At 61.9% G+C, this 21,753-nt stretch carries 27 protein-coding genes; 13 read left to right on the forward strand and 14 right to left on the reverse strand.

The genetic code is table 11. The features are described 5' to 3' along the window. Positions 1-13 precede the first annotated feature (13 nt). Positions 14-778 carry an isocitrate lyase/PEP mutase family protein gene (locus LZ016_RS10330; protein ID WP_241447292.1) on the forward strand — a complete coding sequence of 255 codons (765 nt, stop codon included), beginning with the start codon at positions 14-16 and terminating at the stop codon, positions 776-778. Positions 779-1,022: 244 nt separating this feature from the next. Here LZ016_RS10330 and LZ016_RS10335 read toward each other — a convergent pair whose 3' ends face one another. Further along, a complete protein-coding gene (locus LZ016_RS10335; RefSeq protein WP_241447293.1) occupies positions 1,023-1,202 on the reverse strand; it encodes a hypothetical protein in 180 nt (59 codons plus the stop codon). A gap of 154 nt (positions 1,203-1,356) precedes the next feature. Between LZ016_RS10335 and LZ016_RS10340 the strand changes: the two genes are divergently transcribed. Then, the gene (locus LZ016_RS10340) at positions 1,357-1,539 is read left to right on the forward strand and encodes a hypothetical protein (RefSeq protein ID WP_241447294.1); all 183 of its coding nucleotides are present in this window, start codon (positions 1,357-1,359) and stop codon (positions 1,537-1,539) included. A 39-nt stretch (positions 1,540-1,578) separates the two neighbouring features. On the opposite strand, the gene LZ016_RS10345 is transcribed toward LZ016_RS10340, so the two are convergent. Beyond that, positions 1,579-1,884: a hypothetical protein gene (locus tag LZ016_RS10345; RefSeq protein WP_241447295.1), complete on the reverse strand. Its 306-nt coding sequence runs from the start codon at positions 1,882-1,884 to the stop codon at positions 1,579-1,581. Positions 1,885-2,144: 260 nt separating this feature from the next. On the opposite strand from LZ016_RS10345, the gene LZ016_RS10350 reads away from it, so the two are divergent. Further along, positions 2,145-4,448 (forward strand): bifunctional salicylyl-CoA 5-hydroxylase/oxidoreductase, encoded by a 2,304-nt coding sequence (locus LZ016_RS10350; RefSeq protein WP_241447296.1) that lies wholly within the window; start codon positions 2,145-2,147, stop codon positions 4,446-4,448. Here LZ016_RS10350 and LZ016_RS10355 read toward each other — a convergent pair. Both LZ016_RS10355 and LZ016_RS10360 read right to left on the reverse strand, forming a co-directional pair. Further along, positions 4,445-5,296: a bile acid:sodium symporter family protein gene (locus LZ016_RS10355; RefSeq protein WP_241447297.1), complete on the reverse strand. Its 852-nt coding sequence runs from the start codon at positions 5,294-5,296 to the stop codon at positions 4,445-4,447. The genes LZ016_RS10350 and LZ016_RS10355 overlap by 4 nt on opposite strands. 14 nt (positions 5,297-5,310) lie before the next feature. Further along, positions 5,311-5,781, reverse strand: a complete 471-nt coding sequence (locus LZ016_RS10360; protein ID WP_241447298.1) for a YidH family protein — start codon at positions 5,779-5,781, stop codon at positions 5,311-5,313. 115 nt (positions 5,782-5,896) lie between these two features. Between LZ016_RS10360 and LZ016_RS10365 the strand changes: the two genes are divergently transcribed. Continuing rightward, positions 5,897-6,904 carry a SphA family protein gene (locus LZ016_RS10365; protein ID WP_241447299.1) on the forward strand — a complete coding sequence of 336 codons (1,008 nt, stop codon included), beginning with the start codon at positions 5,897-5,899 and terminating at the stop codon, positions 6,902-6,904. Positions 6,905-6,909: 5 nt separating this feature from the next. Then, positions 6,910-7,263 carry a DUF1622 domain-containing protein gene (locus tag LZ016_RS10370; protein WP_241447300.1) on the forward strand — a complete coding sequence of 118 codons (354 nt, stop codon included), beginning with the start codon at positions 6,910-6,912 and terminating at the stop codon, positions 7,261-7,263. Here the strand turns inward: LZ016_RS10370 and LZ016_RS10375 are convergent. After that, positions 7,260-7,478 carry a hypothetical protein gene (locus tag LZ016_RS10375; RefSeq protein WP_241447301.1) on the reverse strand — a complete coding sequence of 73 codons (219 nt, stop codon included), beginning with the start codon at positions 7,476-7,478 and terminating at the stop codon, positions 7,260-7,262. The two genes, LZ016_RS10370 and LZ016_RS10375, sit on opposite strands and share 4 nt — an antisense overlap. A gap of 249 nt (positions 7,479-7,727) precedes the next feature. On the opposite strand from LZ016_RS10375, the gene LZ016_RS10380 reads away from it, so the two are divergent. From LZ016_RS10380 to LZ016_RS10395, 4 genes are all read left to right on the forward strand, one after another. After that, positions 7,728-9,266, forward strand: coding sequence for an arylsulfatase (locus LZ016_RS10380; RefSeq protein WP_241447302.1), 1,539 nt, complete (start codon positions 7,728-7,730; stop codon positions 9,264-9,266). A 62-nt stretch (positions 9,267-9,328) separates the two neighbouring features. Continuing rightward, a complete protein-coding gene (locus tag LZ016_RS10385; protein ID WP_241447303.1) occupies positions 9,329-10,138 on the forward strand; it encodes a hypothetical protein in 810 nt (269 codons plus the stop codon). Positions 10,139-10,143: 5 nt separating this feature from the next. Beyond that, complete coding sequence (locus tag LZ016_RS10390) at positions 10,144-10,986, forward strand: acid phosphatase (RefSeq protein WP_241447304.1); 843 nt, start codon at positions 10,144-10,146, stop codon at positions 10,984-10,986. A gap of 86 nt (positions 10,987-11,072) precedes the next feature. After that, entirely contained in the window at positions 11,073-11,618 is a 546-nt protein-coding gene (locus LZ016_RS10395; protein WP_241447305.1) for a DUF4136 domain-containing protein, read from the forward strand. On the opposite strand, the gene LZ016_RS10400 is transcribed toward LZ016_RS10395, so the two are convergent. The 9 genes from LZ016_RS10400 to LZ016_RS10440 all read right to left on the reverse strand — a co-directional run bounded on the left by LZ016_RS10400 (position 11,615) and on the right by LZ016_RS10440 (position 18,642). Next, a complete protein-coding gene (locus tag LZ016_RS10400; protein WP_494546176.1) occupies positions 11,615-12,571 on the reverse strand; it encodes a formylglycine-generating enzyme family protein in 957 nt (318 codons plus the stop codon). The two genes, LZ016_RS10395 and LZ016_RS10400, sit on opposite strands and share 4 nt — an antisense overlap. A 67-nt stretch (positions 12,572-12,638) precedes the next feature. Continuing rightward, on the reverse strand, positions 12,639-14,189 hold the full coding sequence (locus tag LZ016_RS10405; protein ID WP_241447306.1) for an arylsulfatase: 1,551 nt from the start codon (positions 14,187-14,189) through the stop codon (positions 12,639-12,641). A gap of 102 nt (positions 14,190-14,291) precedes the next feature. Further along, complete coding sequence (locus LZ016_RS10410; RefSeq protein WP_241447307.1) at positions 14,292-15,062, reverse strand: bestrophin-like domain; 771 nt, start codon at positions 15,060-15,062, stop codon at positions 14,292-14,294. Between the two features lie 7 nt (positions 15,063-15,069). After that, entirely contained in the window at positions 15,070-15,492 is a 423-nt protein-coding gene (locus tag LZ016_RS10415; RefSeq protein ID WP_241447308.1) for a YidH family protein, read from the reverse strand. 107 nt (positions 15,493-15,599) lie between these two features. Next, positions 15,600-16,004 (reverse strand): DUF2147 domain-containing protein, encoded by a 405-nt coding sequence (locus LZ016_RS10420; protein ID WP_241447309.1) that lies wholly within the window; start codon positions 16,002-16,004, stop codon positions 15,600-15,602. A 40-nt stretch (positions 16,005-16,044) separates the two neighbouring features. Further along, positions 16,045-16,260 (reverse strand): hypothetical protein, encoded by a 216-nt coding sequence (locus tag LZ016_RS10425; protein WP_241447310.1) that lies wholly within the window; start codon positions 16,258-16,260, stop codon positions 16,045-16,047. After that, positions 16,257-17,153 (reverse strand): DUF2092 domain-containing protein, encoded by an 897-nt coding sequence (locus tag LZ016_RS10430; protein ID WP_277622539.1) that lies wholly within the window; start codon positions 17,151-17,153, stop codon positions 16,257-16,259. The genes LZ016_RS10425 and LZ016_RS10430 overlap by 4 nt, the downstream gene beginning before the upstream one ends. Before the next feature lie 383 nt (positions 17,154-17,536). Continuing rightward, entirely contained in the window at positions 17,537-18,013 is a 477-nt protein-coding gene (locus tag LZ016_RS10435) for a nuclear transport factor 2 family protein (protein ID WP_241447312.1), read from the reverse strand. A gap of 428 nt (positions 18,014-18,441) precedes the next feature. Further along, positions 18,442-18,642: a hypothetical protein gene (locus LZ016_RS10440; RefSeq protein ID WP_241447313.1), complete on the reverse strand. Its 201-nt coding sequence runs from the start codon at positions 18,640-18,642 to the stop codon at positions 18,442-18,444. Between the two features lie 819 nt (positions 18,643-19,461). On the opposite strand from LZ016_RS10440, the gene LZ016_RS10445 reads away from it, so the two are divergent. The 4 genes from LZ016_RS10445 (at position 19,462) to LZ016_RS10460 (ending at position 21,342) form a co-directional block, all read left to right on the forward strand. Next, positions 19,462-19,650, forward strand: a complete 189-nt coding sequence (locus LZ016_RS10445) for a hypothetical protein (RefSeq protein WP_241447314.1) — start codon at positions 19,462-19,464, stop codon at positions 19,648-19,650. After that, complete coding sequence (locus LZ016_RS10450; RefSeq protein ID WP_241447315.1) at positions 19,647-20,315, forward strand: response regulator; 669 nt, start codon at positions 19,647-19,649, stop codon at positions 20,313-20,315. The genes LZ016_RS10445 and LZ016_RS10450 overlap by 4 nt, the downstream gene beginning before the upstream one ends. Positions 20,316-20,438: 123 nt before the next feature. Further along, positions 20,439-20,990, forward strand: a complete 552-nt coding sequence (locus LZ016_RS10455; protein WP_241447316.1) for a hypothetical protein — start codon at positions 20,439-20,441, stop codon at positions 20,988-20,990. Between the two features lie 151 nt (positions 20,991-21,141). Continuing rightward, entirely contained in the window at positions 21,142-21,342 is a 201-nt protein-coding gene (locus tag LZ016_RS10460) for a hypothetical protein (protein ID WP_241447317.1), read from the forward strand. Positions 21,343-21,753 lie beyond the last annotated feature (411 nt).

Below are 21,753 nucleotides of genomic sequence, written 5' to 3' on the forward strand. Positions count from 1 at the left end.
AGGATCGATCCGCATGACCCAGCAAGACAAGGCCGCCGCATTCCGCGCGCTCCACGTTCCCGGCACGCCTCTAGTTCTCTTCAACGCGTGGGATGCCGGCAGCGCGAAGGCGGTCGCCAAGTCCGAAGCGGCCGCGATCGCAACGGGCAGCTGGTCGATCGCCGCGGCCAATGGGCTTCCCGACGGCGAGAAGGTCGATCGATCGCTTCATCTCAAGACTATCGAAAGCATCGCGGGTGCGGTCGATCTTCCGGTAACCGGCGACCTTGAAAGCGGCTTCAGCCAGCAGCCGGAGGGCGTCGGCGAAACGGTCAGGCTGGCGATCGAAGCGGGTGCGATCGGTTGCAATCTCGAGGACAGCTTTCCCGCCGACGGAAGTCTTCGGCCGGCCGAAGATGCGGTCGAAAGATACAGAGCGGCGCGCGCCGCCGCGGACGCGGCTCTTCCCGGCTTCTTCATCAATGCGCGTACGGACGTGTTCTTTCAGAAGCCGGCCGAGGAGCATTCAATGGAGATGGTCGAAGAAGCACTCGAACGCGGCCGGGCTTATGCGGAGGCGGGCGCCGACGGGCTGTTCGTGCCCTTCGTCACGGACCTGAACCTAATCCGGGCCCTGGCGAAACGTTCGCCCTTGCCGCTGAACGTCATGCGCATGTCGCCGGAACCATCCATTTCAGAGCTCGCGGCCACCGGCGTGGCCCGCATCAGCCATGGCCCCTATCCCTACATCCTGGCGATGGACGCCCTGGAACGCGCAGCCCGCGAGAACCGGGCTTGAGGCGGCCTCTGGCGGTAACAGCCTCCGCCCTCTTGTTGGTCGCCTGCAGGGAACAGAAGATTCCCGAGATTGCGCAAGCGGCGGAGTTCTGCGGGGCGTCGTACCGGCAGATGCGCGACGCCTACGTGGTTTCAACCCTGCCCTCGAGGTCCTCTAGCACCCATGTGCTTGGCCGTTGCGAGATCAACAGGGATGTCAGTGGGAGGGTCTCCACGAGGATACTCCCGCGCCCTCACCGCTGAGGTCAGCCGGTCTCGCGGCCGACCTTTCCGACGAACCGGTCGCGCTCCCAGACCTCGCACGGCGGGCAGTAGTCGCGATCGCCGGCGATCTGCAGCGCCTCCGCGTCCGTTTCCGCTTCGATCCACTCCGCCGCTTCGACCTTGCCGCGGCCATCCAGACGATACACTCGATATGCAGGCATTGAGCCCCCCGGCCAAACACGCTCCGCCCCGGAACGCCGTAGACTAACACCGAAACCGGCGGCTACGCCATACGGCCCAAATGATAGCCCCGCGGCGACCCGCGGCTTACATAAGTTGCTTCAGGCAATTGATATCAGTCGCTAAGAAGCGCGCATGTCGGAAGATGTTCTCGCGCACATTCGCGAAAGAATCGAGCTGGCACGTCGCCTTGCACGATCCACAACGGACCGTGAGGTGGCCCGCCTTTTGGAAATCATGGCCGACGAGGGCGAAGCCGACCTCCGCAAGCTGGAGCAGGAGCGTTCGACCGATTTCGGAGACGAGCCCCGCGACTAAGGTCATGCCAGGACGGGTGTATCCCGAGATGGGTGAGCTTCAGAACTTGATCTTCAGCCGGACCATCGCTCGGTTCGAGGCGAACCCACCGACATCCGCCCTTTCAGTCTCCGCCGCGACGCTGACGCCTTTCGCGACCTGCGCCTGAGCCGACGGTATCGCTTTCCGAGCCGGCTGCTCCGGCTGGTTCAGCCGGTATGGGCTTTCTCCGTTCGGATTAGCGCAGACCACCACTTCACCGTCGCTCGCGTTCGGGCTCGCGCAAGGCTGCGGGATCGTCAGGTCGATCCTCTCCGACATCGCGGGGCTAACGGTCTGCAATGCAGCCATCAGGAGGAAAGTCATTCCGCTCTCCTGCAATTACACCTTCGTCTCATCGGAGAAGCGGTGCCGCAACCCGCGTCTATAAACGCCATTGTATCCATATCCTAGCGCGTGTCCCCCTGCGGATGTTCCTGCTGTCCTACGGCGGGGGTGCTGTGCCATGCTGCGGCCATGACGCTTCATAGACTTGATGCCTGCGCCGACCCTCTCGCCGCCGATGCGGGAAGGTCGTGCGCTCGCGCGTTGAGGAGTGAACTTGGCGAACTTCGGGCCATCGTTCGATGAAGATCGCCTGCGTCGGCGCCGGTCCCGCCGGACTCTATTTCGCCATCTCGATGAAGCTGCGCGACCCCTCGCACGACATCACTGTCTTCGAGCGCAACGCGCCGGGCGTGACGTTCGGATGGGGCGTCGTCTTCTCGGATCAGACGGTCGAGAACCTGCAGGCGAACGATCCCAAATCCGCGAAGATCATCGCCGACGAATTCGCGCACTGGGACGACATCGACGTCCAGTTTGGCGGCGAGACGATCACCTCGTCGGGGCACGGATTCATCGGCATCGGGCGCAAGCGTCTGCTCGAAATCCTTCAGGACAGAGCGCGCGAGCTTGGCGTCGCGATCGAGTTCAACGCGGAATGCGATCCCGCCGATCCGAAGTGGCGCGAGTACGACCTCGTCATCGCGTCCGACGGCATCAACTCGCGCTTTCGCGACGCATACGAAGATGCGTTCGGCGTCGACGTCGACGTGCGCGCGAACAAGTTCGTCTGGCTCGGCACGTCGAAAGTCTTCGACGCCTTCACCTTCGCGTTCGAGAAGACTGAGCACGGGTGGATCTGGGCGCACGCCTATCGCTTCGCGGCGGATTGCTCGACCTTCATCGTTGAATGTTCGGAGGAGACCTGGCGCAATTTCGGCTTCGACAAGATGGAGCAGGCCGAAGCCATCGCCGCCTGCGAGAAGCTGTTCGCAAAATATCTCGACCGTCACAAGCTCATGACGAACGCGGCGCATCTGCGCGGTTCGGCCGCTTGGCTGAACTTCCGCCGCATCAAATGCGAGCGCTGGTCGACCGGCAACGTCATCCTGCTCGGCGACGCCGCGCATACGGCGCATTTCTCGGTCGGATCGGGCACGAAGCTCGCGCTCGAAGACGCCATCAAGCTGGCCGAGGTGCTCAACCGCCCCGGTCTCAGCCTCGAAGCCGCCATGGACGAATACGTCGCGGAGCGGAACCTCGAAGTCCTCAAGCTTCAGAACAGCGCACGCAACTCCACGGAGTGGTTCGAGACGCTGGAGCGCTATACGCATTTCGAGCCGCTGCAGTTCGCCTACTCATTGCTGACCCGTAGCCAGCGCATCAGCCACGAGAATTTGCGGCTGCGTGATCGCGAATGGCTGGAAAGCGTCGAGCGCTGGTTCTGGAAGCGCGCAACCGACGGCCGTTCGAACAAGACCGCGCCCCCGATGTTCGCGCCGTTCAAGCTGCGCGAGATGCAACTCGAGAACCGCATCACCGTGTCCCCCATGGCCATGTATTCGGCTGTCGACGGAACGCCGAACGACTTCCACTTCGTCCATTACGGCGAACGCGCGATGGGTGGTGCGGGCCTCGTCTTTACCGAGATGACCTGCGTGTCGCCGGAAGGCCGGATCAGCCCCGGCTGTACCGGTATGTGGAACGGTGAGCAGGTCGCGGCATGGAAGCGCATCGTCGGCTTCGTTCACGCCAATTCGAAAGCGAAGATCTGCCTGCAGCTCGGGCATTCCGGCGCGAAGGGTTCGACGCGCGTCGGCTGGGAAGAAGACAATGCGCCGCTGCCCGACGGCAACTGGCCGGTGATGGCGGCGAGCGACGTCGCCTGGTCGCCCGTCAACCAGGTGCCGACGCCAATGACGCGCGCGGACATGGACGTGGTTCGCGACCAGTTCGTCACCGCGGTGCGCATGGGCGCGGAAGCGAGTTTCGACATGATCGAGCTGCACTCCGCGCACGGCTACCTGCTGTCCGGATTCCTGACTCCGCTCCAGAACAAGCGCACCGACGAATATGGAGGATCGCTCGAGAACCGCTTGCGCTATCCCCTCGAAGTCTTCGCGGCGATGCGGGCAGCGTGGCCGTCCGAAAAGCCGATGTCCGTGCGCATTTCCGCAACCGACTGGGCGGGCGACCAGGGCATCACGCCGGAAGATGCGGTCGAGATCGCGGAAGCGTTTGCGCGGGAAGGCGCGGACCTGATCGACGTGTCGGCCGGGCAGACATGGACTGGCGCAAAGCCTGTCTATGGCCGCATGTTCCAAACACCGTTCAGCGACAAGCTGCGCAACGAAGCGCGGCTCGCGACGATGGCGGTCGGCAACATCTACGAGCCGGATCATGCCAATTCGATCCTCGCCGCGGGCCGTGCGGATCTCGTGGCGTTAGCACGGCCGCACCTCATCGATCCGTTCTGGACCCTGCGCGCCGCGGCTCAACTCGAATATCGCCACGTGCACGTGCCGCCGCAGTACCTTAACGGAATGGCCCAACTCGCGCGCAACCTGAAACGCGATGCCGAAGCGGCGGCAGCGCTGAAGGTCTAGGCTTCGGCGGGCACGCGGTGCTGAATCCAGCGCGCGTAGATCATCGTGATGACGATGCTCACGAGCAGGAACAGCATGATCGCGAGGGTCACTTTCGGATCGCTTGTATTCTGATGCGCGATTAGCGCGGCGATGCCCGGATGGCGTGTCGCCGCGGCCTGCGCCAGGGCGATGCGGTGCACCTGCTGGCGACCGCCGAGAAGATGACCTGCGATTATTCCCGCAAGGCAGGTGGCCGTGATGACGACGAGTGTGCCGTCGCCGATAAGCGACATGAGTCCCACGCCTGACTTCAGGATCACAAGGAGGGCGATGGGCAGAAGCAGCAGGTAACCCACGATGCGCGCGATCGGCTCTGCCTTCTTCGCAAACTCCGGCCAGAGCTGGCTGATCGTCAGCGCGACGACCATCGGAACGAGGACCGACTTGGCGACGAACAGTGCGACGGCGCCGACGGAGATCGTGGCGTGACCGTGCACCGAAATTGCACTGAGGATCGCGACCGTCGCGGGAACGATGAAGACTGCCGCGATCAGCATCACCAGGTAGACGCCATCAACATAGGGCCTGTCGGCCCCCGCCTTCAGCATCTTGCCGGGTGCGAAGGGCGCCAGTGGCGAGGCTGCCATGATGACCAGACCGACGGCGGTTTGATGGTCCACAGGCAGCATGCGGCACAATGTCCACGCGACGAGCGGCACGACAACGTTCACTGCAACGAACGCCCGCACCAGGTGCCGCGGCTGCTTCAGCACATAGGTGATGTCACTCCACCGCGCGCGGAGACCGATCGACATGACGATCAGCAGGAGGCTGATCTGCACGAATAGAGGGACCAGCTGCTTCACGGGGCGCGCGCCTTCTAGAAGGGGCCGCTGCGGGTGAGGATGCTGAACATCGCCATCGACCCGACGAGCAGCAGAAGGAACGCGATCAGCACGGCCGAAGACGTACTGTGGATCTCCGGATGGCGGATCAGGCCTTGATCATGGAGCGCCTTCCGGCGGAGACGGAGCGCGCTGACCTCTTGGTGGTGGTACCACATGCCGTTCACGAGCAGCACGATCCCGAGCGCCACCAGCGCGGCGCCGAAGCGTCGAGGAGCGCCCACGGGCAACTGGCTGGTCAGGAAGTCCTTGTTGAGCGTGTGGAAGAACTGAAAGATCGTGAATCCGAAGCCAATCAGGCTGAGCGACGTCCTCACGACGGACATCAAGGTGCGGTCGCTGCTCATCATCGTCCGCTCGAACGACATGGCGGTTCTGTTGGATGACAGGAGGACGGATTTCTCGTCGGCGCTAAGGTTCGCGCCAGCGGACTCGGTTTCAGCCATCCGCATCAAATAGGTCCCGTCTCGCCCGGCCAAACATCGGGGTTAACCCGAATGATGGTGCGGCAAACGCCTGCGTATCGGAACATTTATCAGCTAAGCAGAGCAAGGATTGCCGATGCGAAAATCGACGCATCTCCGGCACTTGAGTGTCGTCGCGTTTACAACCTCGGCTCTCTTCACTGCCTCCGCGGCGCTTGCCGGGGAAGGAGGTGCGAGCTTCTATCTCCTCGGTTCCGGAGGTCCCGGCGCCGCGGACCTGCCGCCTCTCACCGGCATCTTCTTCGACAACACCGCCTACTACTATCCCGGCAAAGCAGGAGGCGACCGCGAGTTCGTCGTGGGCGGAAACGTGGTTGCAGGACTCGACGCGAAGCTGTTCGCGGACTTCGCGACGGTTCTTTGGGTCCCCAGCACAAATGCCCTGGGCGGCACGCTCGGAATCGGATTCGCGGTTCCCGTCGGACATCCGAAGGTCGGGGTCGATGTCGTCCTGACCGGACCGAACGGCGGCACCATCGATATCAGCCGGCGCGACGCCGCGTGGATCGTCGGCGATCCGGTGGCGACGACCGAGCTGTCGTGGAAGGTCGACCCCAAGACCCACGCCGCAGTCATTGGGACTGTGAACATCCCGGTCGGGACCTATCGCGAAGGTGAGTTGTCGAACCTCGCCTTCCATCGCTGGATCGTCGACACGTCGGCGGCGATCACGTGGTCGGACGGCAAGTGGGACGTCTCCGGCAAGGCCGGCCTGACGTTCAACGGCAAGAACCATTTCACGGATTACAACTCCGGCACCGACCTGCACCTGGAGGCGTCCGTCGAGCGAAAGCTGAGCAAGAAATTCTCGCTCGGCATCCAGTCCTACATGCTTGAGCAGATTACCGGCGACAGCGGCGCCGGCGCGCGGCTGGGTTCATTCAAGGGTCGCGTCACAGGCGTTGGACCAACCGCGGCCTACAACTTCAACCTCGGGAAGCTGCCGGTCAGTGCTCGGGTTCGCTATTTCGAGGAGTTCGGAGCCAAGAACCGCCTCGACGGGCGCGCCTTCTTCTTCTCGCTCGACTTCCCGTTGCACGTGAACCTGCCGGCCGCGCCACCCGCGGCTGCTCCGGCGGGTTAATTTCGATGGAAACCGTCGAGCAGATCGCCGCCATCGTCGCGCTTGCAGTCGAGCTGGCGATGGTGGCGATTATCGCCATCGGGTCGATCCGGGCGCTTTGGACCGTCCTCAAAATCATCGCCAGTAGACACATGCTCGCGCCGGCGGTGCGCGAAATCTGGCTGCACTATGCGGGCTGGATCCTGCTCGCGCTGGAGTTTGCGCTGGCGGCCGATCTAATCCGAACGGTGATCGCGCCAAGCTGGCGCGAGATCGGGCAGCTCGCAGCAATCGCGGCGATCCGCACGGCCCTCGCCTGGTTCCTGGGCCGCGACCTTGCCGAATTCGGGGTCGAAACCGGCAAGGCGGAAGAAACCTAGAGCCCGAACCGTCCCAGTGCGTTGAGGGCGCGGAGGATCGAGAGGTACGGCTTCGCGCAGTGCGCATGATAGAGGCCGGTCATCTCATCCAGCTGCTGGTCGTTATGACCGTCAAACTTCAGAACTTCCGTTGGTTCCGCCGGAGCGATCACCAGCTTGCAGCTCTTGCACACAGGGTCACCCCAATGGTCACCCGACTTCAGGTCCAAAAACATCGTCTTCCACCCTCTTCAGACGACACAACGCGATGATTCCTGCTGAAATGCCGTCGTCTCACCCACCCTTTTGAGCCATTCGACGTAAACTAGGTTTTCAAAACTAACATAGGCTTAACCACTCGATGCCGCGAAGATTTCACGGGCGAAACGGCGACAATTTTCTTTGACCTGAATCAATAGAAATCCCGATGTAATTAGATTGCTCGGGCGGCGAATGGTTTGCGCTCCACCCCACCGGAGCGACTCATGCCGCAGAGGCAACCCAATATTCTCGTGATCTGGGGCGACGACATCGGTCAGTCGAACCTCAGCTGCTACACTCATGGCTTGATGGGCTATCAGACGCCCAACATCGACCGCATCGCCAGGGAAGGCATGCTGTTCACCGACTGCTACGGCGAGCAGAGCTGCACCGCCGGCCGCTCGTCGTTCATCACCGGGCAGAGCGTACTGCGCACCGGCCTCAGTAAGGTCGGCATCCCCGCCTCTCCCATCGGAATGCACGACAAGATCGTCACCATCGCAGCGCTGCTCAAAGAACAGGGCTACGCCACGGGGCAATTCGGCAAGAACCATCTCGGCGATTTGAATCACATGTTGCCGACCAACCACGGCTTCGACGAGTTCTACGGCAACCTTTATCACCTCAATGCCGAAGAAGAGCCGGAGATGGAAAGCTATCCGACGGATGAAGATATTCCGAACTTCCGCGAACGCTTCGGTCCGCGCGGCGTGATCCACAGTTTCGCGAGCGACAAAGACGATCCCACCGAGCAGGAGCGCTGGGGCAAGGTCGGCAAGCAAAAGATAGAGGATACCGGCCCACTGACGACAAAGCGGATGGAAACCTGCGACGACGACTTCGTCGAGAAGGCCACGGCGTTTATCAAGAAGGCGCAGGCCGACGGGAAGCCGTTCTTCGTGTGGCTCAACACCACCCATATGCACCTGTTCACGCACACCAAGCCCAAGAGCAAGGGTCAGGCGGGACGCTGGCAGTCTAACTACCACGACACCATGATCGATCATGACAAGAACGTCGGTCAAATGCTCGACCTGCTCGACGAGCTCGGAATCGCCGATGATACTTTCGTGCAATATTCGACCGACAACGGGCCGCACCGCAATACCTGGCCGGACGGCGGAATGACCCCGTTCCGCAGCGAGAAGAACACCAACTGGGAAGGGGCCTTTCGCATCCCGATGCTGGTGCGCTGGCCGGGCAAGGTCGAGGCCGGATCGGTTTCGAACGGGATCGTCCAGCATCACGACTGGATGCCGACGTTCCTCGAGATGGCAGGTGCGCCCGACGTAATCGACAAGCTCAAGACCGGCTACAAGGCCTGCGGGCGAACCTACAAGAACCATATCGACGGGTTCAGCCTGGTCGGTCACATCACCGGCAAGGAGAAGAGCCCACGGAACTTCTTCTTCTACATCAGTGATGACGGCGACATCCTGGGGATGCGCTACGACAACTGGAAGGTCGTATTCATGGAACAGCGCTGTCAGGGGACGCTGCAGGTGTGGGCAGAACCGTTTACCAGGCTCCGCCTGCCGAAGGTCTTCAACCTCCGCACTGATCCCTACGAGTTCGCAGATATTACCTCAAACACTTATTATGATTGGATCCTGCACAACGACTTCTTCATTTTCGCGGCTCAGGCGGGCGCGGCGAAATTCGCGGAAACGTTCAGGGAATTCCCGCCTGTTCAGCGGCCGGGGAGCTTCACGATCGACGACGCGGTCGCGAAGATGGCAGGCGCCGGCGCCGGCGCGAGTTGACCCTTGTGGCGTGGCGGCGCCGTCGCACGCTGCCACGCCGCCCCTTCAACGCTGAGGCCGATGTGAAGTATCTGCTTCTGCCGCTGGCGGTGCTCGGTTCCGTCGCCCATGCACAGGACGCCCCGCCCCCCGAACCGGCGGGATCCGATGCGCACGAGCTCGCCAAGCAGCTGAACAATCCCGTCGCGAGCCTGATCAGCGTGCCGTTCCAGGAGAATATCGACTTCAGCGTCGGGCCTGGCGAGGGCACGAGATCGACGCTGAACATCCAGCCGGTCGTGCCGATCGGATTAAACGACAACTGGAATCTGATCCTGCGCACGATCGTGCCGGTCGTCTACCAGAACGACGTCGTTCCCGGCGAAAGCCAGTTCGGTCTCGGAGACACGGTCCAAAGCTTCTTCTTCTCGCCGAAGCATCCGGGCCCGAGCGGCATCATCTGGGCGGTCGGACCGGTGCTCAGCTACCGCACGGAGACCAACCGCAATCTCGGCAGCGGCAAGTGGGGCGCTGGCGTGACCGGCCTCGTGCTCAAGCAGTCGGGCAAGCACACGTTTGGGGTGCTGGCGAACCACGTCTGGTCGGTTGCCGGCGACGATGATCGCGCCGACGTCAGCGCGACTTTCCTGCAGCCCTTCTATTCCTACACCACGTCCTCGGCGCTGACGTTCGGACTCAACTCGGAATCGACGTACGACTGGAAGGGCAAGCAGTGGACGGTGCCCGTGAACGTCACCGTCACGCAGCTCACCCACATGGGCAAGCAGCCAGTCAGCTTCGGCGGCGGAGTGCGCTACTATGCGGCCGCTCCGCAGAACGGCCCGAACTGGGGCGTACGCCTGATCTTCACCCTCCTGTTCCCGAAGAAGTGACGAGCATGACGAGAATGAGAAGGATCGCGATCATTCCGGCGGCCTTCATCGGCCTCGCTGCCGGGCTTTCCCTCGCGCAGACTCCCCCAGCCGCGATGCCCGCCAATCCGCGCATGGCCGATCCGCGTAAGCTCCCGCCGAGCTATCTGCCACGCGAGGCGCTGCCCGACAGCTTGGCGCTGCTCCCGCCGCCCCCGGGGAAAGGCTCTGCCGCGATGCAGCGGGACGAGGAGGCACGGAAGGCCGCGGCTCGCCTCAAGGGTTCGGCGCGCTATCAACTGGCTACTGAGGACGCCGTGATCGGTTTCCCGGAAATCCCCAACGATTTCGCCTGCGCCATGGGCTTTTCCATCAACAAGGGAGCGAGGCCGCGGCTCTACGGGCTGCTCGCCAGAATGCTCATTGACGTCGGGCTTTCGACCTATGGCGCCAAGGACCATTACAAGCGGACGCGACCGTTCGTCGCCCATCATGAAGGCACCTGCTACCCGAAGGACGAGGCTCTGCTGCGCCAGGACGGGTCCTATCCGTCGGGCCATAGCGCGATCGGCTGGGGCTTCGCGTTGGTGCTCGCCGAGCTCAACCCTTCGCACGCCGACGCCATCCTTCAGCGTGGACGCGAATTCGGGCAGAGCCGGCTCGTTTGCGACGCGCACTGGCAGAGCGACATCGATGCCGGCCGAGTCATCGCCGCCGCGACGGTTGCGCGCCTGCACGCCGATCCCGCGTTCCGCACCGACCTCGAAGCTGCGCGCGCAGAAGTTACCGCGGCATTATCGAAGCCCGCGCCTGCCAATGATCAGTGCGCCGCGGAGGCATCAGCGCTCGCCGCGAGCAACGCTCACTGATGGCGCGGTCCCAGGGTTTCTACGGAACAACAACCACGATCGCGGGGATTAGACGAATGCGGCAGTCATCCGTTGGGAGAACGAATATGCGGTGCCTTGTCCTAGCTTCTGCGCTGATGCTCACTGCCTGCACGACCGGCCCCGACATCTCGAGCGACTTCGATCCTTCGGTGAACTTCGCGAAGTATCGAACCTACAGCTGGATCTACACGGCCCCGCCGGAAGGCATGAATCCATTGACGTACGAGCGCGTGCACGCGTCGATCGATCGTTCGCTCGCGGCGCGCGGCTACACTCAGGCAAACCCGGGTGATTTCGCCGTGGCCTTCACTCTCGGTCGTCGCGACAAGGTGCAGGTCACCGACTTTGGACCCTATGGACCCTATTATCCGGGCTGGGGCTGGGGATATCGCTGGGGCGGCTGGGCGCCGGCCTATCGCGACGTCGACGTCCGTAACGTGACGGAAGGTTCGCTCGCCATCGACTTCTACGACACGACGACGAAGCGGCCGATCTGGCACGGCGTCGCGACACAGGAAGTGACGCCCGGAAAAGTCGATCAGGCGCTGATCGATACGGCAGTCGACGCTACGCTGGCGAAGTTCCCGCCGACTACCGCACCGCCGCGCTAGGCGTCGCGCTTCACGCAGCGGAATCCGATGTGGCTGGTCGACGTGTCGATTGGCTGCGGATGGCGGGCGGCAGGGCGGTAGCGCCGGCAATAGCTGGGCGCGCACAAGTGCGATCCGCCCTTCACCACCTTTCGCGGAATGGGTGGGCCCCCGCAGCGGTCGTGACTGTCGGACTTCGGCCCGCCGCGCGGGTTCTCTGGCACGCAGCAGGGCTTGTCCGCGACATCGGGATGGCGCGCGCGGAACCAGTCGTCGGTCCACTCCCACACGTTTCCGATCATGTCAGACAGGCCGAAGCCGTTAGGCGGGTAGGACCCGATGGGAGAAGTCCGCGCAAAGCCGTCCGCGCACGTGTTATCCCAGGGGAACTGGCCCTGCCAGACGTTGGCATGATGTTCGCCGCCCGGCTCCAGTTCGGTGCCCCAGGCAAATTCAGTGCCGTCCGCACCGCCCCATGCCGCATATTCCCACTCGGCTTCGGTGGGCAGGCTCTTGCCCGCCCACTTCGCGTAGGCGTGGGCATCGGCGAACGCGACGTGGACGACGGGGTGGTCGGCCATATCCTGCCAGTCGCTTCCGGGTCCCTGCGGATTGCGCCAGGTCACGCCGAACTCGAACCGCCACCATTGCGACCAGACACGCAGGTCGACGGGACCCTCGGTCGGCGTGAAGAGCAGCGACCCCGGCTGGCACATCTCGGGAAGGGCGCCCGGATAGTCCTTCGGGTCTGGCGCGATCTCCGCAGCGGTGACGTGGCCGGTCGCTTCGACGAACTCCGCGAACTCGCGGTTGGTCACCGGGGCCGGATCGATCCAGAAACCGTGCACGCGTACGGGATGGCGCGGCACTTCTTCCGGATAATGATTGTCCGAGCCCATGTGGAAGGTCCCGCCTTCGAGCCGGACCATGCCATTGGCCTGCTTCAACGCATCCACTGGTGCCGTCGTCGCCACGCTTGGAGATCACCAATCGGCGAGCCGGCCGTAAATCAGGGTTTACCCTACGGCTAGCCCGCCGGCCTTAGTTGCTGCTCGCGCCCGGGTTTTCGAGTTTCGCCATGACGCTCTCCAGCGCCTTGTGCAGGCTGAGCGTGTCCGCGGCCTGACGCGGTGGGAATGCCTGCAGGCTTTTCAGATGCTCGGCGAGATATGGCTTCGCGGCTTGCGGGGCCCACATCTTCTTCGCGAAGAACATGCGTCCGATGTAGCCCCATTCGTGGCTCTCCGGATCCATCTTCTCCATCGGATCCATGCGCAGGTTGAAGAGGTAGGGCACGCTCGGATAGCTCCGCTCGTTCCACCAGCTGCCTTCCTTTTTGACGCCGATGTGCATCTTCCAGTTGCCGACGCGAACCGCGGTGAGCTCGTTCTCGTCGTAATAGAAATAGGCCTTGCGCGCTGACTCCCTGGTTTTGCCGAGCCAGTGATCGAGCTGGTTGTAGCCGTCGAGGTGGACCTTGTAGCTCATGCCGTTGAGCTTGGTGCCCTTGGCCAGGTCTTCCTTCACGGTGCCGAGCCCGGCCGCCGCTGCAAGGGTGACGTACAGATCCTGGTGATTCTGTAAGGCGTTCGAGTGGCTGCCTGCCGGGATATGGCCTGGCCAACGTGCAAGGCAAGGAACGCGGACGCCGCCTTCCCAGGTCGTACCCTTCTCGCCTCTGAACGGGGCATAGCCGCCGTCCGGCCAGAAGAGCAGCTCGTAACCATTGTCCGTCGTGTAAATGACGATCGTATCGTCCGTGAGCTTGTTGTCATCGAGCCACTTCAGAAGGACGCCCACATATTCGTCGTGCTCGAGCATCTTGGCGCGGACGACATCCTCCTCGGCACGTCCTTCCGCCACCGCCTGCTTCACGTATTTTTCCTGGGGGTGCGACCAGATGTGGATCGCGGTCGTGTTGAACCAGCAGAAGAACGGCTTGTCCTTGTTGCGGTTCAGCCAGTCGATCGTCTTGTCGAGAACCTCCTTGTCGAAGGTCTCCATTCGCTTGCGCGTGAGCATTCCGGTGTTCTCGAACTTCTGCTTGCCGACACGGCCGAACACAGGATCCTCCGTCGGATCATCTTTCTCCGTCGCCCAGGCGTGGAAGACGCCGCGAGGGCCGTAGGTCTTCGTGTAGGCTGGATCTTTCTGTCCCGGATAATCGAGCTCTTCCGGCTCCTCCTCCGCATTCAGGTGGTAGAGGTTCCCGAACCACTCATCGAAACCGTGGACGGTGGGGAAGAATTCGTTGCGGTCACCAAGATGGTTCTTGCCGAACTGGCCGGTAGCATAGCCGGCCGACTTGAGGACTTCGGCAAGGGTCGGGTCTTCCTTTTGTATCCCTAGCTTGGACCCGGGAACGCCAACCGTCGTCATCCCGGTGCGCACGGGCAGCTGGCCCATGATGAAGGATGCGCGGCCGGCGGTGCAGCTCGGCTCGCCATAATGATCGGTGAAGATCACGCCTTCCTTGGCGATGCGGTCGATGTTGGGCGTCTCGCCCATCATCCCGTGGGTGTAGGCGCCCACGTTCCATAGGCCGATATCGTCACCGAAGATCACGAGGATGTTGGGTTTACCCTTGGACATGAGTCGCTCCCTCAGGGCAGGAGGGCATCCATTGAGCGTCCAGCGACGCTTCCTCCATCAGGGCTTTTGCGGAGTAGATAATGCAGCTCGCTGCGCCCGAGTTCAGCTGTTCGTCGCGCTCAGGTCCGCCTTCAATTCGAGCATGGGGCTTTGGCTTTCGCGTATCCCTCCGCCCGCATCGTCGATGTCGAAGATCACCGCATAGGAGATGACGGTAAGCACCAGGAGGACGCCAATCGCTCGGCGTCGGCGCGGTCCCATCACGTAGCCCAACGAGATTGCAGTTCCGACCATGTAGAAGAACACGACGACGAACACGCGGCGCGGGACGTGGGCCTCGCGAGCCGATCGCCGCGTCGAGGCCGTTTCGATGACCTGGTTCATCGAATCCATCGCCGCGGAGCTGATGTCGTCGCGCTGGTTGGCGATGGCGGCAAGCGTCGCGTCCCACAGCTGGCGTTGGAGGCGGTGAGTCTCGGCCAGAAGTTGCGGTACGTCTTCGTGCCGCGTCACCCCGCCCAGCCGGATTCGCACGTCGAGATAACGGAGCAATAGTCCATCGAGGGTTGCTCTATGGGGCTCCCCGAAGGTCTGCGCCCTCAGGTAGGCAGTGTGAATAGCGTTCGCCTCTTCGACCACGAGAACGCGGCGGGTCTCGAACCGGTCGACGGCGAGCGAGAAGGTGAAGCCGAGTAGCAGCGCCAGCAGGCCCACGACGCCTGAGATGATGTAGCCTTCCTGAGTGGCCGTATCCTCATCCGAAGGCGCGGGGTATCGAGCCTTGAGCCGTTCTCCGACGAAAGTCGCGCCAGCGAGAACGAGCAGCGTGAGAATGCCGATCAGCCAGGCGGGAAGCAGGTCGATCAGTATCACGGTCCGGTCAGAACCGCAGGAAGACGGAGCCGAATGAAATCACGCCGATGAACATGACCGCGTAAGCGACGAGATAAGTCGGCTGATGCATATAGCTGCCGCCGGTCCCGGCGATCGGGGCGAATGGTTCGCTTCTGAGATAGCGGACGGCCTGATGATACTGGATCGTGAAGATCAGCAGCGAGATCACTCCGGTGCCGATCAGGATCAGGCCGACGTTTCGGGGCATGGCCGGGTTGACCATATCGAATTGGCTGGGCCCCTTGACTGCCATCTTCTGAAAGAATTGTGCGACCGTGAAGCCGAAGCCGATGAGCGACACCGCTGTCCGGACGGCCGCCATCAATGTGCGCTGGAGGGCAATGAGAGTCCGCATCCAAGCGAAATGATTGCCGACGCTCGGCGATACATCGAAGCTCGGCTCCGGCATGCCGTCGCGTTAGCTTGCCTCCAGCACGGCAAGGTATCAGGGGTTCTACCGAGAGGGCGGAACACCGGTGACAGCCGCAGGAATGGCTCGAACGCTGCCGTTCTCGACTAGCGCACTCGCGTCCAAATCTGCGACTTGCAGCCAACGCCGGCAAACAGACAGCCGCGGGCGACGACGGTATTCTCATCCGTGACCGTGAAAACCTTGTTGAGATCGGGGACGAAGACCTTCCCCTTCCACACCTTTGGGCTCACCTCCCGGAACTTTCGGAACAGCTCGGTGCCGACGAGATTGCGGGTGCCTCCACGTGCCGAATCCGCTTTGGCTTTGTCATTCGCCCACACGACCGTGCCGCACCGGGTTTTGCCGCACGGATGGATGCGCACATGCACGCTATTCGAGGGATTGCGGAGCACGATATCCTCCGCAGGCTTCTGCGATAGCGCCGGGGCAGGCGTTACCAGGACGACTGCCGCACGGCCGACACCCGTTAGGCTGCTGAAGCCGTACATTGCCCTTCCGCTATCGGGGCACCGTCCCCCGGGCTCAAGGTCAGCAGTAGTAAACGCCGGCCGCGCAACGCCGCGCCGTGCGGCGTGCCACGCCGGCCACGCTGACCGGTGTCAGGGGACGCCCGACCCTGGCTTCAGCGGGGGAGGAGATCAGGCTGAAGACCTCACTCCCGGTAACGTCATTTGCTGCCTCCGAGCCAATGATCGCGACGATTGCCGCCAGAAGCACGATCCTCAGTTTCCTCGGCGTGCTCATTCCGCTGCTCCTATTCTGTAATTCTCGGGCAGATCGCTCGTTTCCTTCAGAGTCTCGAGATCCTTTGCATCCAGCTTGGTGGCACCCGCCGGGGGCTTGAAGCTGAAGTCACCCGCTCCACCCCCAGCCTTCCAGTCGCGGATGGTCATCGAAAACTCTGGAGCCTGATCGACCGTCTTGCTCGTGATAACGTAGCGGCACGGGTAGGGCGCTGCGCCCTGCGCGATCCAGATTTGCCAGTCGGTGTCCTTCGCGCGGAACGCGAGGTGATCGCACTCCTTGCCGTCGATCACGCCGCTGCCGAGATCCTTTACGTCCGTGACGTCCGTCATGAGCGCCTCGTAGACATTGGAACCCAGCAGATCGGCACCGGGTAGCTGCCGATGGAACTTGTCGCGCAACTGGTCGATCAAATTGTCGACCGTGCCAGGCACCTCTGCCTGGACATAGGCATTCTTGCCCTTCCCGTAGATGGACAATGTCTTCCCGTCGAAGACGGTCTCGGTGTCAGAGAAGCCGGACTTGCGGGTAGTGCGGAGCTTGTCCGGACGGCTCAGGTCAACGGTTCCAGACGTCGCGACCTGCAGCTTCTGCTTCTGATCCGTGACAACCTCGAACACGGAATCGTAGCTCAGCGAAATGTTCTTCTGCGATGCCAGGTAGTCGGACATCGCCTTGAGCAAGGCTTTCGCATTTTGCGTGCTTTGGTCGCTGGCAGGCGCAGTTGGTTCAGCTGGCGCCTGGCCCGTAGCCGCCTGTCCGCTCGCATTGGTCTGGGGCGTATTTTGCTCCGTCGGTTTGGAGCATGAGGAGAGGACCGGCCCGATTGCCAGGACTATTGCGGCAGCGGAAACTAGTCCTCTGCGCAGGTCGACGAGTTGCAAGCGGTGCATTCGAATTCCTCCTTGCCCCTGGGAACTCCGCACGTCCGCGCGATAGGCCTCAACAACTGCTGTTGCCGCCCCCGATCAATTAGGCGGAACCCGGAGGTATAACGGGTCATCACCCGCAGTAACGGCTCACGTAAGGCGTCACTCGCTAATGGCAGGAGTAGGTCGAGGGCTGCCGCTAGGTCCGCAAGCCAAGCAAGCGCCATTAGGAGGAGAACGGACGCCAATCACAGGATAATGGCGGAGACGGAGGCTGCCCGACTTCCTAGGGAAGCGAACACTAGCGAACGCTTGTTCCCTCAGAACTTACCCCGGCTCCCGAATTCGGGTTTTAATGGCAGCTTTCGACCCAAAGCTGCCATTAATGGTGTGCCGCCCTCGCTGCTCTATTTCGCGGGAAGAGGCACCACTGTGTCCTGAGCGTTCACGATCTGCCAGCAGTCTGCCCGCTTTACCCAGGTATCAGTCCAAACGAACTTGCCAAGCTTTCCGCCCTTCTTTGTCCAGGTCTCGCTGCCTTGGGCTACTGCCGTGTCCCCAAAGAAACGGACATGGACGTAGTCTGGCTTATTGCTGAGAAACTCGCCAGGGCCGGCGGCGGCCCACTTCACGGCGGTCTTCTTGTCCACCACTTTTCCATCCAGCACCCAGATGAAATCGTCGGCAAGTATTCGCTTCACGACTGAGGCATCGTTCGTCGCGACGGACTCGGCCCACGCGTCCTCGCTTTCGACGATGTAGCGCTCAACGTCCTGCTGAGTGATGAGCTCGGGAGCTGGGCAAGCTGGCGCCTCAGCAGGGGCAGTGCTCGCTTCGACCGGTGCGGAAATAACCAGAACGAATGGCAGTAAGGCAAGTCTCATGGCAGCCCCCTCAATCCCATTCTTTCCTAAAATAAAGAGCGTGCCAACTATGGGGTGGCGGCCGGTAAGAATGAGGCTCGCTAATGTCTACTTTCGACCCATTCCTGCCGCTAGGCGACGAGTGGCAGCCTTCGACCCATTGCGGTCATTCGATGGTTAGGACCCTGGCATCGAAGCCCGAATATCGATGACTAACTGCTGTAGCTCATCGAAGGTGCCGGCAAGTGCTGGGGTGTTGGTCCGGTGAAGCCACTGAAGTTCATTTTGGATACGGGTCAAAAGGTCCGCAATTTCCCCCGTCAGCTCGGAATGAAGCGGGCCTCGTTGTATCCCTGTCGACACTCGCGCCTCCACACAGGCCGCAGTCGCCTATCTATTACGCAACTTAACATGGATTGGGTAGCCGAGTCCTATAACAAATGAGCGGTCTAGCGCGGCGATTGGATCACTTGTCGTGCGAGAGCCGCACCATGAGAAGCTAAAGCCAGCGCATTCTCCGAGCGGGCAATCGCTTCTGCAGTTGCACCCTCTGACTTTTGAATCTCTATCAATTCTTCGAGGTTTGCGACTAGCGCTTCGAATGATTTAACGAAGGTGTAAATCCCGTCTGCAGAGCTGTCGTCCCGCACGGCAACCTCACGGCCAGTCAATTCAACAGGATGAGCCGGACGCCTTATCAAATCCCAATGGACCGCAAATCGGATATTCCCCCGACGGTGCTCCATGAGAGCCTGACGGTATTCGCCCTTCCGCCTTTGTAGGTGCTTTCAGCGATTACGAACCCGCGCTCGGAGATGCGCACCAGAGCGGAGGACCCAAAGGAGTCGCGTTTACCACCCTCCCCAGCCACGCGTCGTCTGGGTCCTTGAACCTCGCGAGCTATGACCTGCCAAGGTCGGAAGACTCGACCGCTCCGCGAGCAGGAATGGTCCGCATCCGTCCCCCCGATGCGATGCGGACCGTTTCCACTAAGAGGACACGCTTTACCCAAAGCTGCGGCGAGAAGAGGTGCGGCAGTTGTCCCCGATCTGAGGAAGGGCGGCCCCTCGTCAGGGGAAAGCTGACCCGACCGCTGCTGCATTCGAACTTGCGAAAACAACGCCGATGCAGCCAGCCACTCTCGACCGGCATTCGCCGGCACCTTTATCGAGGTCGGTAATCACGACGAGCGTTGCTAGGTGTTTTCAACGATTTAGAACCCGCGCCAGTGATGCAAGATAGCATGCGGACCCTGCGTCTTGCCTGCCCCCTCTTAGGCAGGACCGGTGCCTTGACGTCGCGGATTTGGATTCCCCTTTTAAGTCCGCGACAAAAACGACCCACATTAGGCCCCTTTAGGCCCGGTGTGGGTCGTTTCCTCCTTCTCCAATCGGTTGGGAGCATCTCGTCGTGGGTTTAGTCTGGGGGGCCCTCTTAGGAGCATTGATCGCTGGATCGGCAGTCTGGTGATGGGATCCTCCACCTCGGAAAACATCCTGCTGGACGTGATGGCGGGGCTTTTCGGAGCGCTCGCGCTCGAGCTCCTGCTGGCGAACAGCGGCGTCTTTGACAATCTCGCCGCGGCATACATGGGCGCAGTCGTAGCCCTCCTAATCCTTTCCGCCATTCGCCACCTCCCACACGGCGAAAGCCGATGAAGTCGGCTTCGGTCCGCGGGACGAGGCCAGCCGTTCCGATCGTGCTGGCAGACGATCATCATTCGATCCTGGCTGGTTTGCGCGCACTCATTGAGAGTTCCGGCCGCTTTGAGATCGTTGGAATGGCGCAGGATGGACGCAAAGCGCTCGAGCTTGTCCGCGAGCTTGAACCGCAGATCGCCGTCCTGGATTACTCGCTTCCCGAACTGAACGGGCGCGACCTGTCCGCAGCAATAAGACGTGACTGCCCCGGAACTGAAATTCTCATGTACACCATGCATGACCGCGGGGACATCATATCGGATGCGCTGAGAGCGGGGGTGAGAGGCTTCGTCGTGAAGACGGACCCTGATCATCACATACTTGCAGCCTTGGATGCGCTTGCTGTCCGTCGGCCCTATTTCTCCCCAGCCGTGTCTGACGCGGTGCTCGATCAGTGTCTGGAAAGCCAGCCAAAGCAGATTGCCGGAGGCCTCACTCCTCGCGAGCGTGAGGTCGTGCAGCTTATGAGCGAAGGATTGATCAACAAAGAGATCGCTCTCCGCCTCGGGGTCGCTATCAAAACCGTGGAGACCCATCGAAGCACCGCCATGCGCAAGCTCAAGATGCGCACAACTCCGGACGTCGTGCGCTGGGCGATACGCAACAGCATCGTCCAAGCCTGAAGATGTCTGGCTCGACTCTCGCCGACATTAGCTCCCCTTAGGGTGCCATACGGTCAAAAACCGATGCTACTCGTGCTTCGTCCGACGGTATTGGAGTCTACTAGACGGCACAGGGAGGACACCGTGCGACTGAGCATTTGCCTTCTTTCAGCAGCGGCATTTTTTGAGGCCACGGCCAGCGAGGCGGCTAGCATCCGAGACATCGAAACGAGCTGGGGCAGGTCCGGCGTAACCTACGCTGAGTATCGTTCCGACGCCGCTGCCTGCGAGAAGGAGGCCGCGTCGACCGAGATCGCCGGCACTCCCGAGGTCAGGGAGCTGGTCAAGGCGTCGAGAGCGCTCGACAACGTCTATGCATCGGCCTGGATGGCTTATCCGGCGGCCGCCGCGGGCATGGCATCTCCGACGGGTATCGTCAGCAGCGTGTCCAATCCCGGAAACGCTGCCCTCCGAGTTTCCCGGTCGTTCGCCGTCGAGGACAATATCCAGGATGTGAGGGCCATGCTGCAAAAGACGATGGACGCGTGCCTTCTCCGGCTTGGCTATCGGCAGTTTCGCCTCACTAGCGAACAGCGCGAGCGCCTGAAGAAGCTGCCGCTCCGATCGGCAAGGCGCCACCTGTATCTTCACGGGCTAGCCAGAGACCCGAACGTGCTGCAGGCGCAAGGCCTCTAGGCCGCGCTGGACGACCATTCCCACGGAGCTCGACGAGAAATGCTCTCGATCAATCGAACTGGTCCCTCCGGTCCAGCACATGGGTTTTTGCGGGTCGATCCTGATTCCTCGCGGTCCATCAGACGGTTAGCGATACGGACGGAGGTGTGGGGTGTCCTTTTATCGACTGTATTTCAGCGACGGCGAGGGCCACTTCAGTGGCGTTCGAGAGATTGAAGCGCACGGTGACGCGCAGGCCATAGGGAGGGCCGACCGCATGTCTCGCGGCTTCAGACGAGAGCTTTGGCGCGACCAAACGCTGCTCAAGCGCTGGGATGAGGGACAAGCCGGCCTCGAGGCCAAGCGGACTTAGGCTCTTATGAGCATCCTCATCGGGATGGCGCGGGTGGAACAGGCGCCCAATGCTTCACACATCGCACGCCGTGGCAGAGGTCCATGGTCAGCGGCCCCGCCCAATCCCGGGCAAAGCTGATTGCTGCTTCGTCGTTCTCGACCTGGAATTGAATAAAGCGGTCAATGCGCCCATCGAAGGGGTGCATGAGATAGAGTCGATAGTACGCTATCGGTTCCTCCAGAACCTAAGGCCCCACGCAACTGCATCGTGGCACGTTGTGGTATCTCAATCGTAAAGGCGAGCGCGGGCGAATGGCAGCTTCCCACCCAAACCGGCCGCTACATCCCTAGTGGCAGTTTCCGACCCATTCCTGCCATTGGCCCCGCCCGCCGTGCTCACGCATTGTGAGTCATCCTGGCCACTTCGCTG

This window comes from Sphingomonas telluris (assembly GCF_022568775.1).
GTDB lineage: Bacteria > Pseudomonadota > Alphaproteobacteria > Sphingomonadales > Sphingomonadaceae > Sphingomicrobium > Sphingomicrobium telluris.

Coding starts and splice junctions, on each gene's coding strand:
- LZ016_RS10330 (WP_241447292.1), top strand. CDS start 14: ATGACCCAGCAAGACAAGGCCGCCGCATTCCGCGCGCTCCACGTTCCC.
- LZ016_RS10335 (WP_241447293.1), bottom strand. CDS start 1,202: ATGCCTGCATATCGAGTGTATCGTCTGGATGGCCGCGGCAAGGTCGAA.
- LZ016_RS10340 (WP_241447294.1), top strand. CDS start 1,357: ATGTCGGAAGATGTTCTCGCGCACATTCGCGAAAGAATCGAGCTGGCA.
- LZ016_RS10345 (WP_241447295.1), bottom strand. CDS start 1,884: ATGACTTTCCTCCTGATGGCTGCATTGCAGACCGTTAGCCCCGCGATG.
- LZ016_RS10350 (WP_241447296.1), top strand. CDS start 2,145: ATGAAGATCGCCTGCGTCGGCGCCGGTCCCGCCGGACTCTATTTCGCC.
- LZ016_RS10360 (WP_241447298.1), bottom strand. CDS start 5,781: ATGGCTGAAACCGAGTCCGCTGGCGCGAACCTTAGCGCCGACGAGAAA.
- LZ016_RS10365 (WP_241447299.1), top strand. CDS start 5,897: ATGCGAAAATCGACGCATCTCCGGCACTTGAGTGTCGTCGCGTTTACA.
- LZ016_RS10370 (WP_241447300.1), top strand. CDS start 6,910: ATGGAAACCGTCGAGCAGATCGCCGCCATCGTCGCGCTTGCAGTCGAG.
- LZ016_RS10375 (WP_241447301.1), bottom strand. CDS start 7,478: ATGTTTTTGGACCTGAAGTCGGGTGACCATTGGGGTGACCCTGTGTGC.
- LZ016_RS10380 (WP_241447302.1), top strand. CDS start 7,728: ATGCCGCAGAGGCAACCCAATATTCTCGTGATCTGGGGCGACGACATC.
- LZ016_RS10390 (WP_241447304.1), top strand. CDS start 10,144: ATGACGAGAATGAGAAGGATCGCGATCATTCCGGCGGCCTTCATCGGC.
- LZ016_RS10395 (WP_241447305.1), top strand. CDS start 11,073: ATGCGGTGCCTTGTCCTAGCTTCTGCGCTGATGCTCACTGCCTGCACG.
- LZ016_RS10405 (WP_241447306.1), bottom strand. CDS start 14,189: ATGTCCAAGGGTAAACCCAACATCCTCGTGATCTTCGGTGACGATATC.
- LZ016_RS10415 (WP_241447308.1), bottom strand. CDS start 15,492: ATGCCGGAGCCGAGCTTCGATGTATCGCCGAGCGTCGGCAATCATTTC.
- LZ016_RS10420 (WP_241447309.1), bottom strand. CDS start 16,004: ATGTACGGCTTCAGCAGCCTAACGGGTGTCGGCCGTGCGGCAGTCGTC.
- LZ016_RS10425 (WP_241447310.1), bottom strand. CDS start 16,260: ATGAGCACGCCGAGGAAACTGAGGATCGTGCTTCTGGCGGCAATCGTC.
- LZ016_RS10430 (WP_277622539.1), bottom strand. CDS start 17,153: ATGCACCGCTTGCAACTCGTCGACCTGCGCAGAGGACTAGTTTCCGCT.
- LZ016_RS10435 (WP_241447312.1), bottom strand. CDS start 18,013: ATGAGACTTGCCTTACTGCCATTCGTTCTGGTTATTTCCGCACCGGTC.
- LZ016_RS10445 (WP_241447314.1), top strand. CDS start 19,462: ATGGGATCCTCCACCTCGGAAAACATCCTGCTGGACGTGATGGCGGGG.
- LZ016_RS10450 (WP_241447315.1), top strand. CDS start 19,647: ATGAAGTCGGCTTCGGTCCGCGGGACGAGGCCAGCCGTTCCGATCGTG.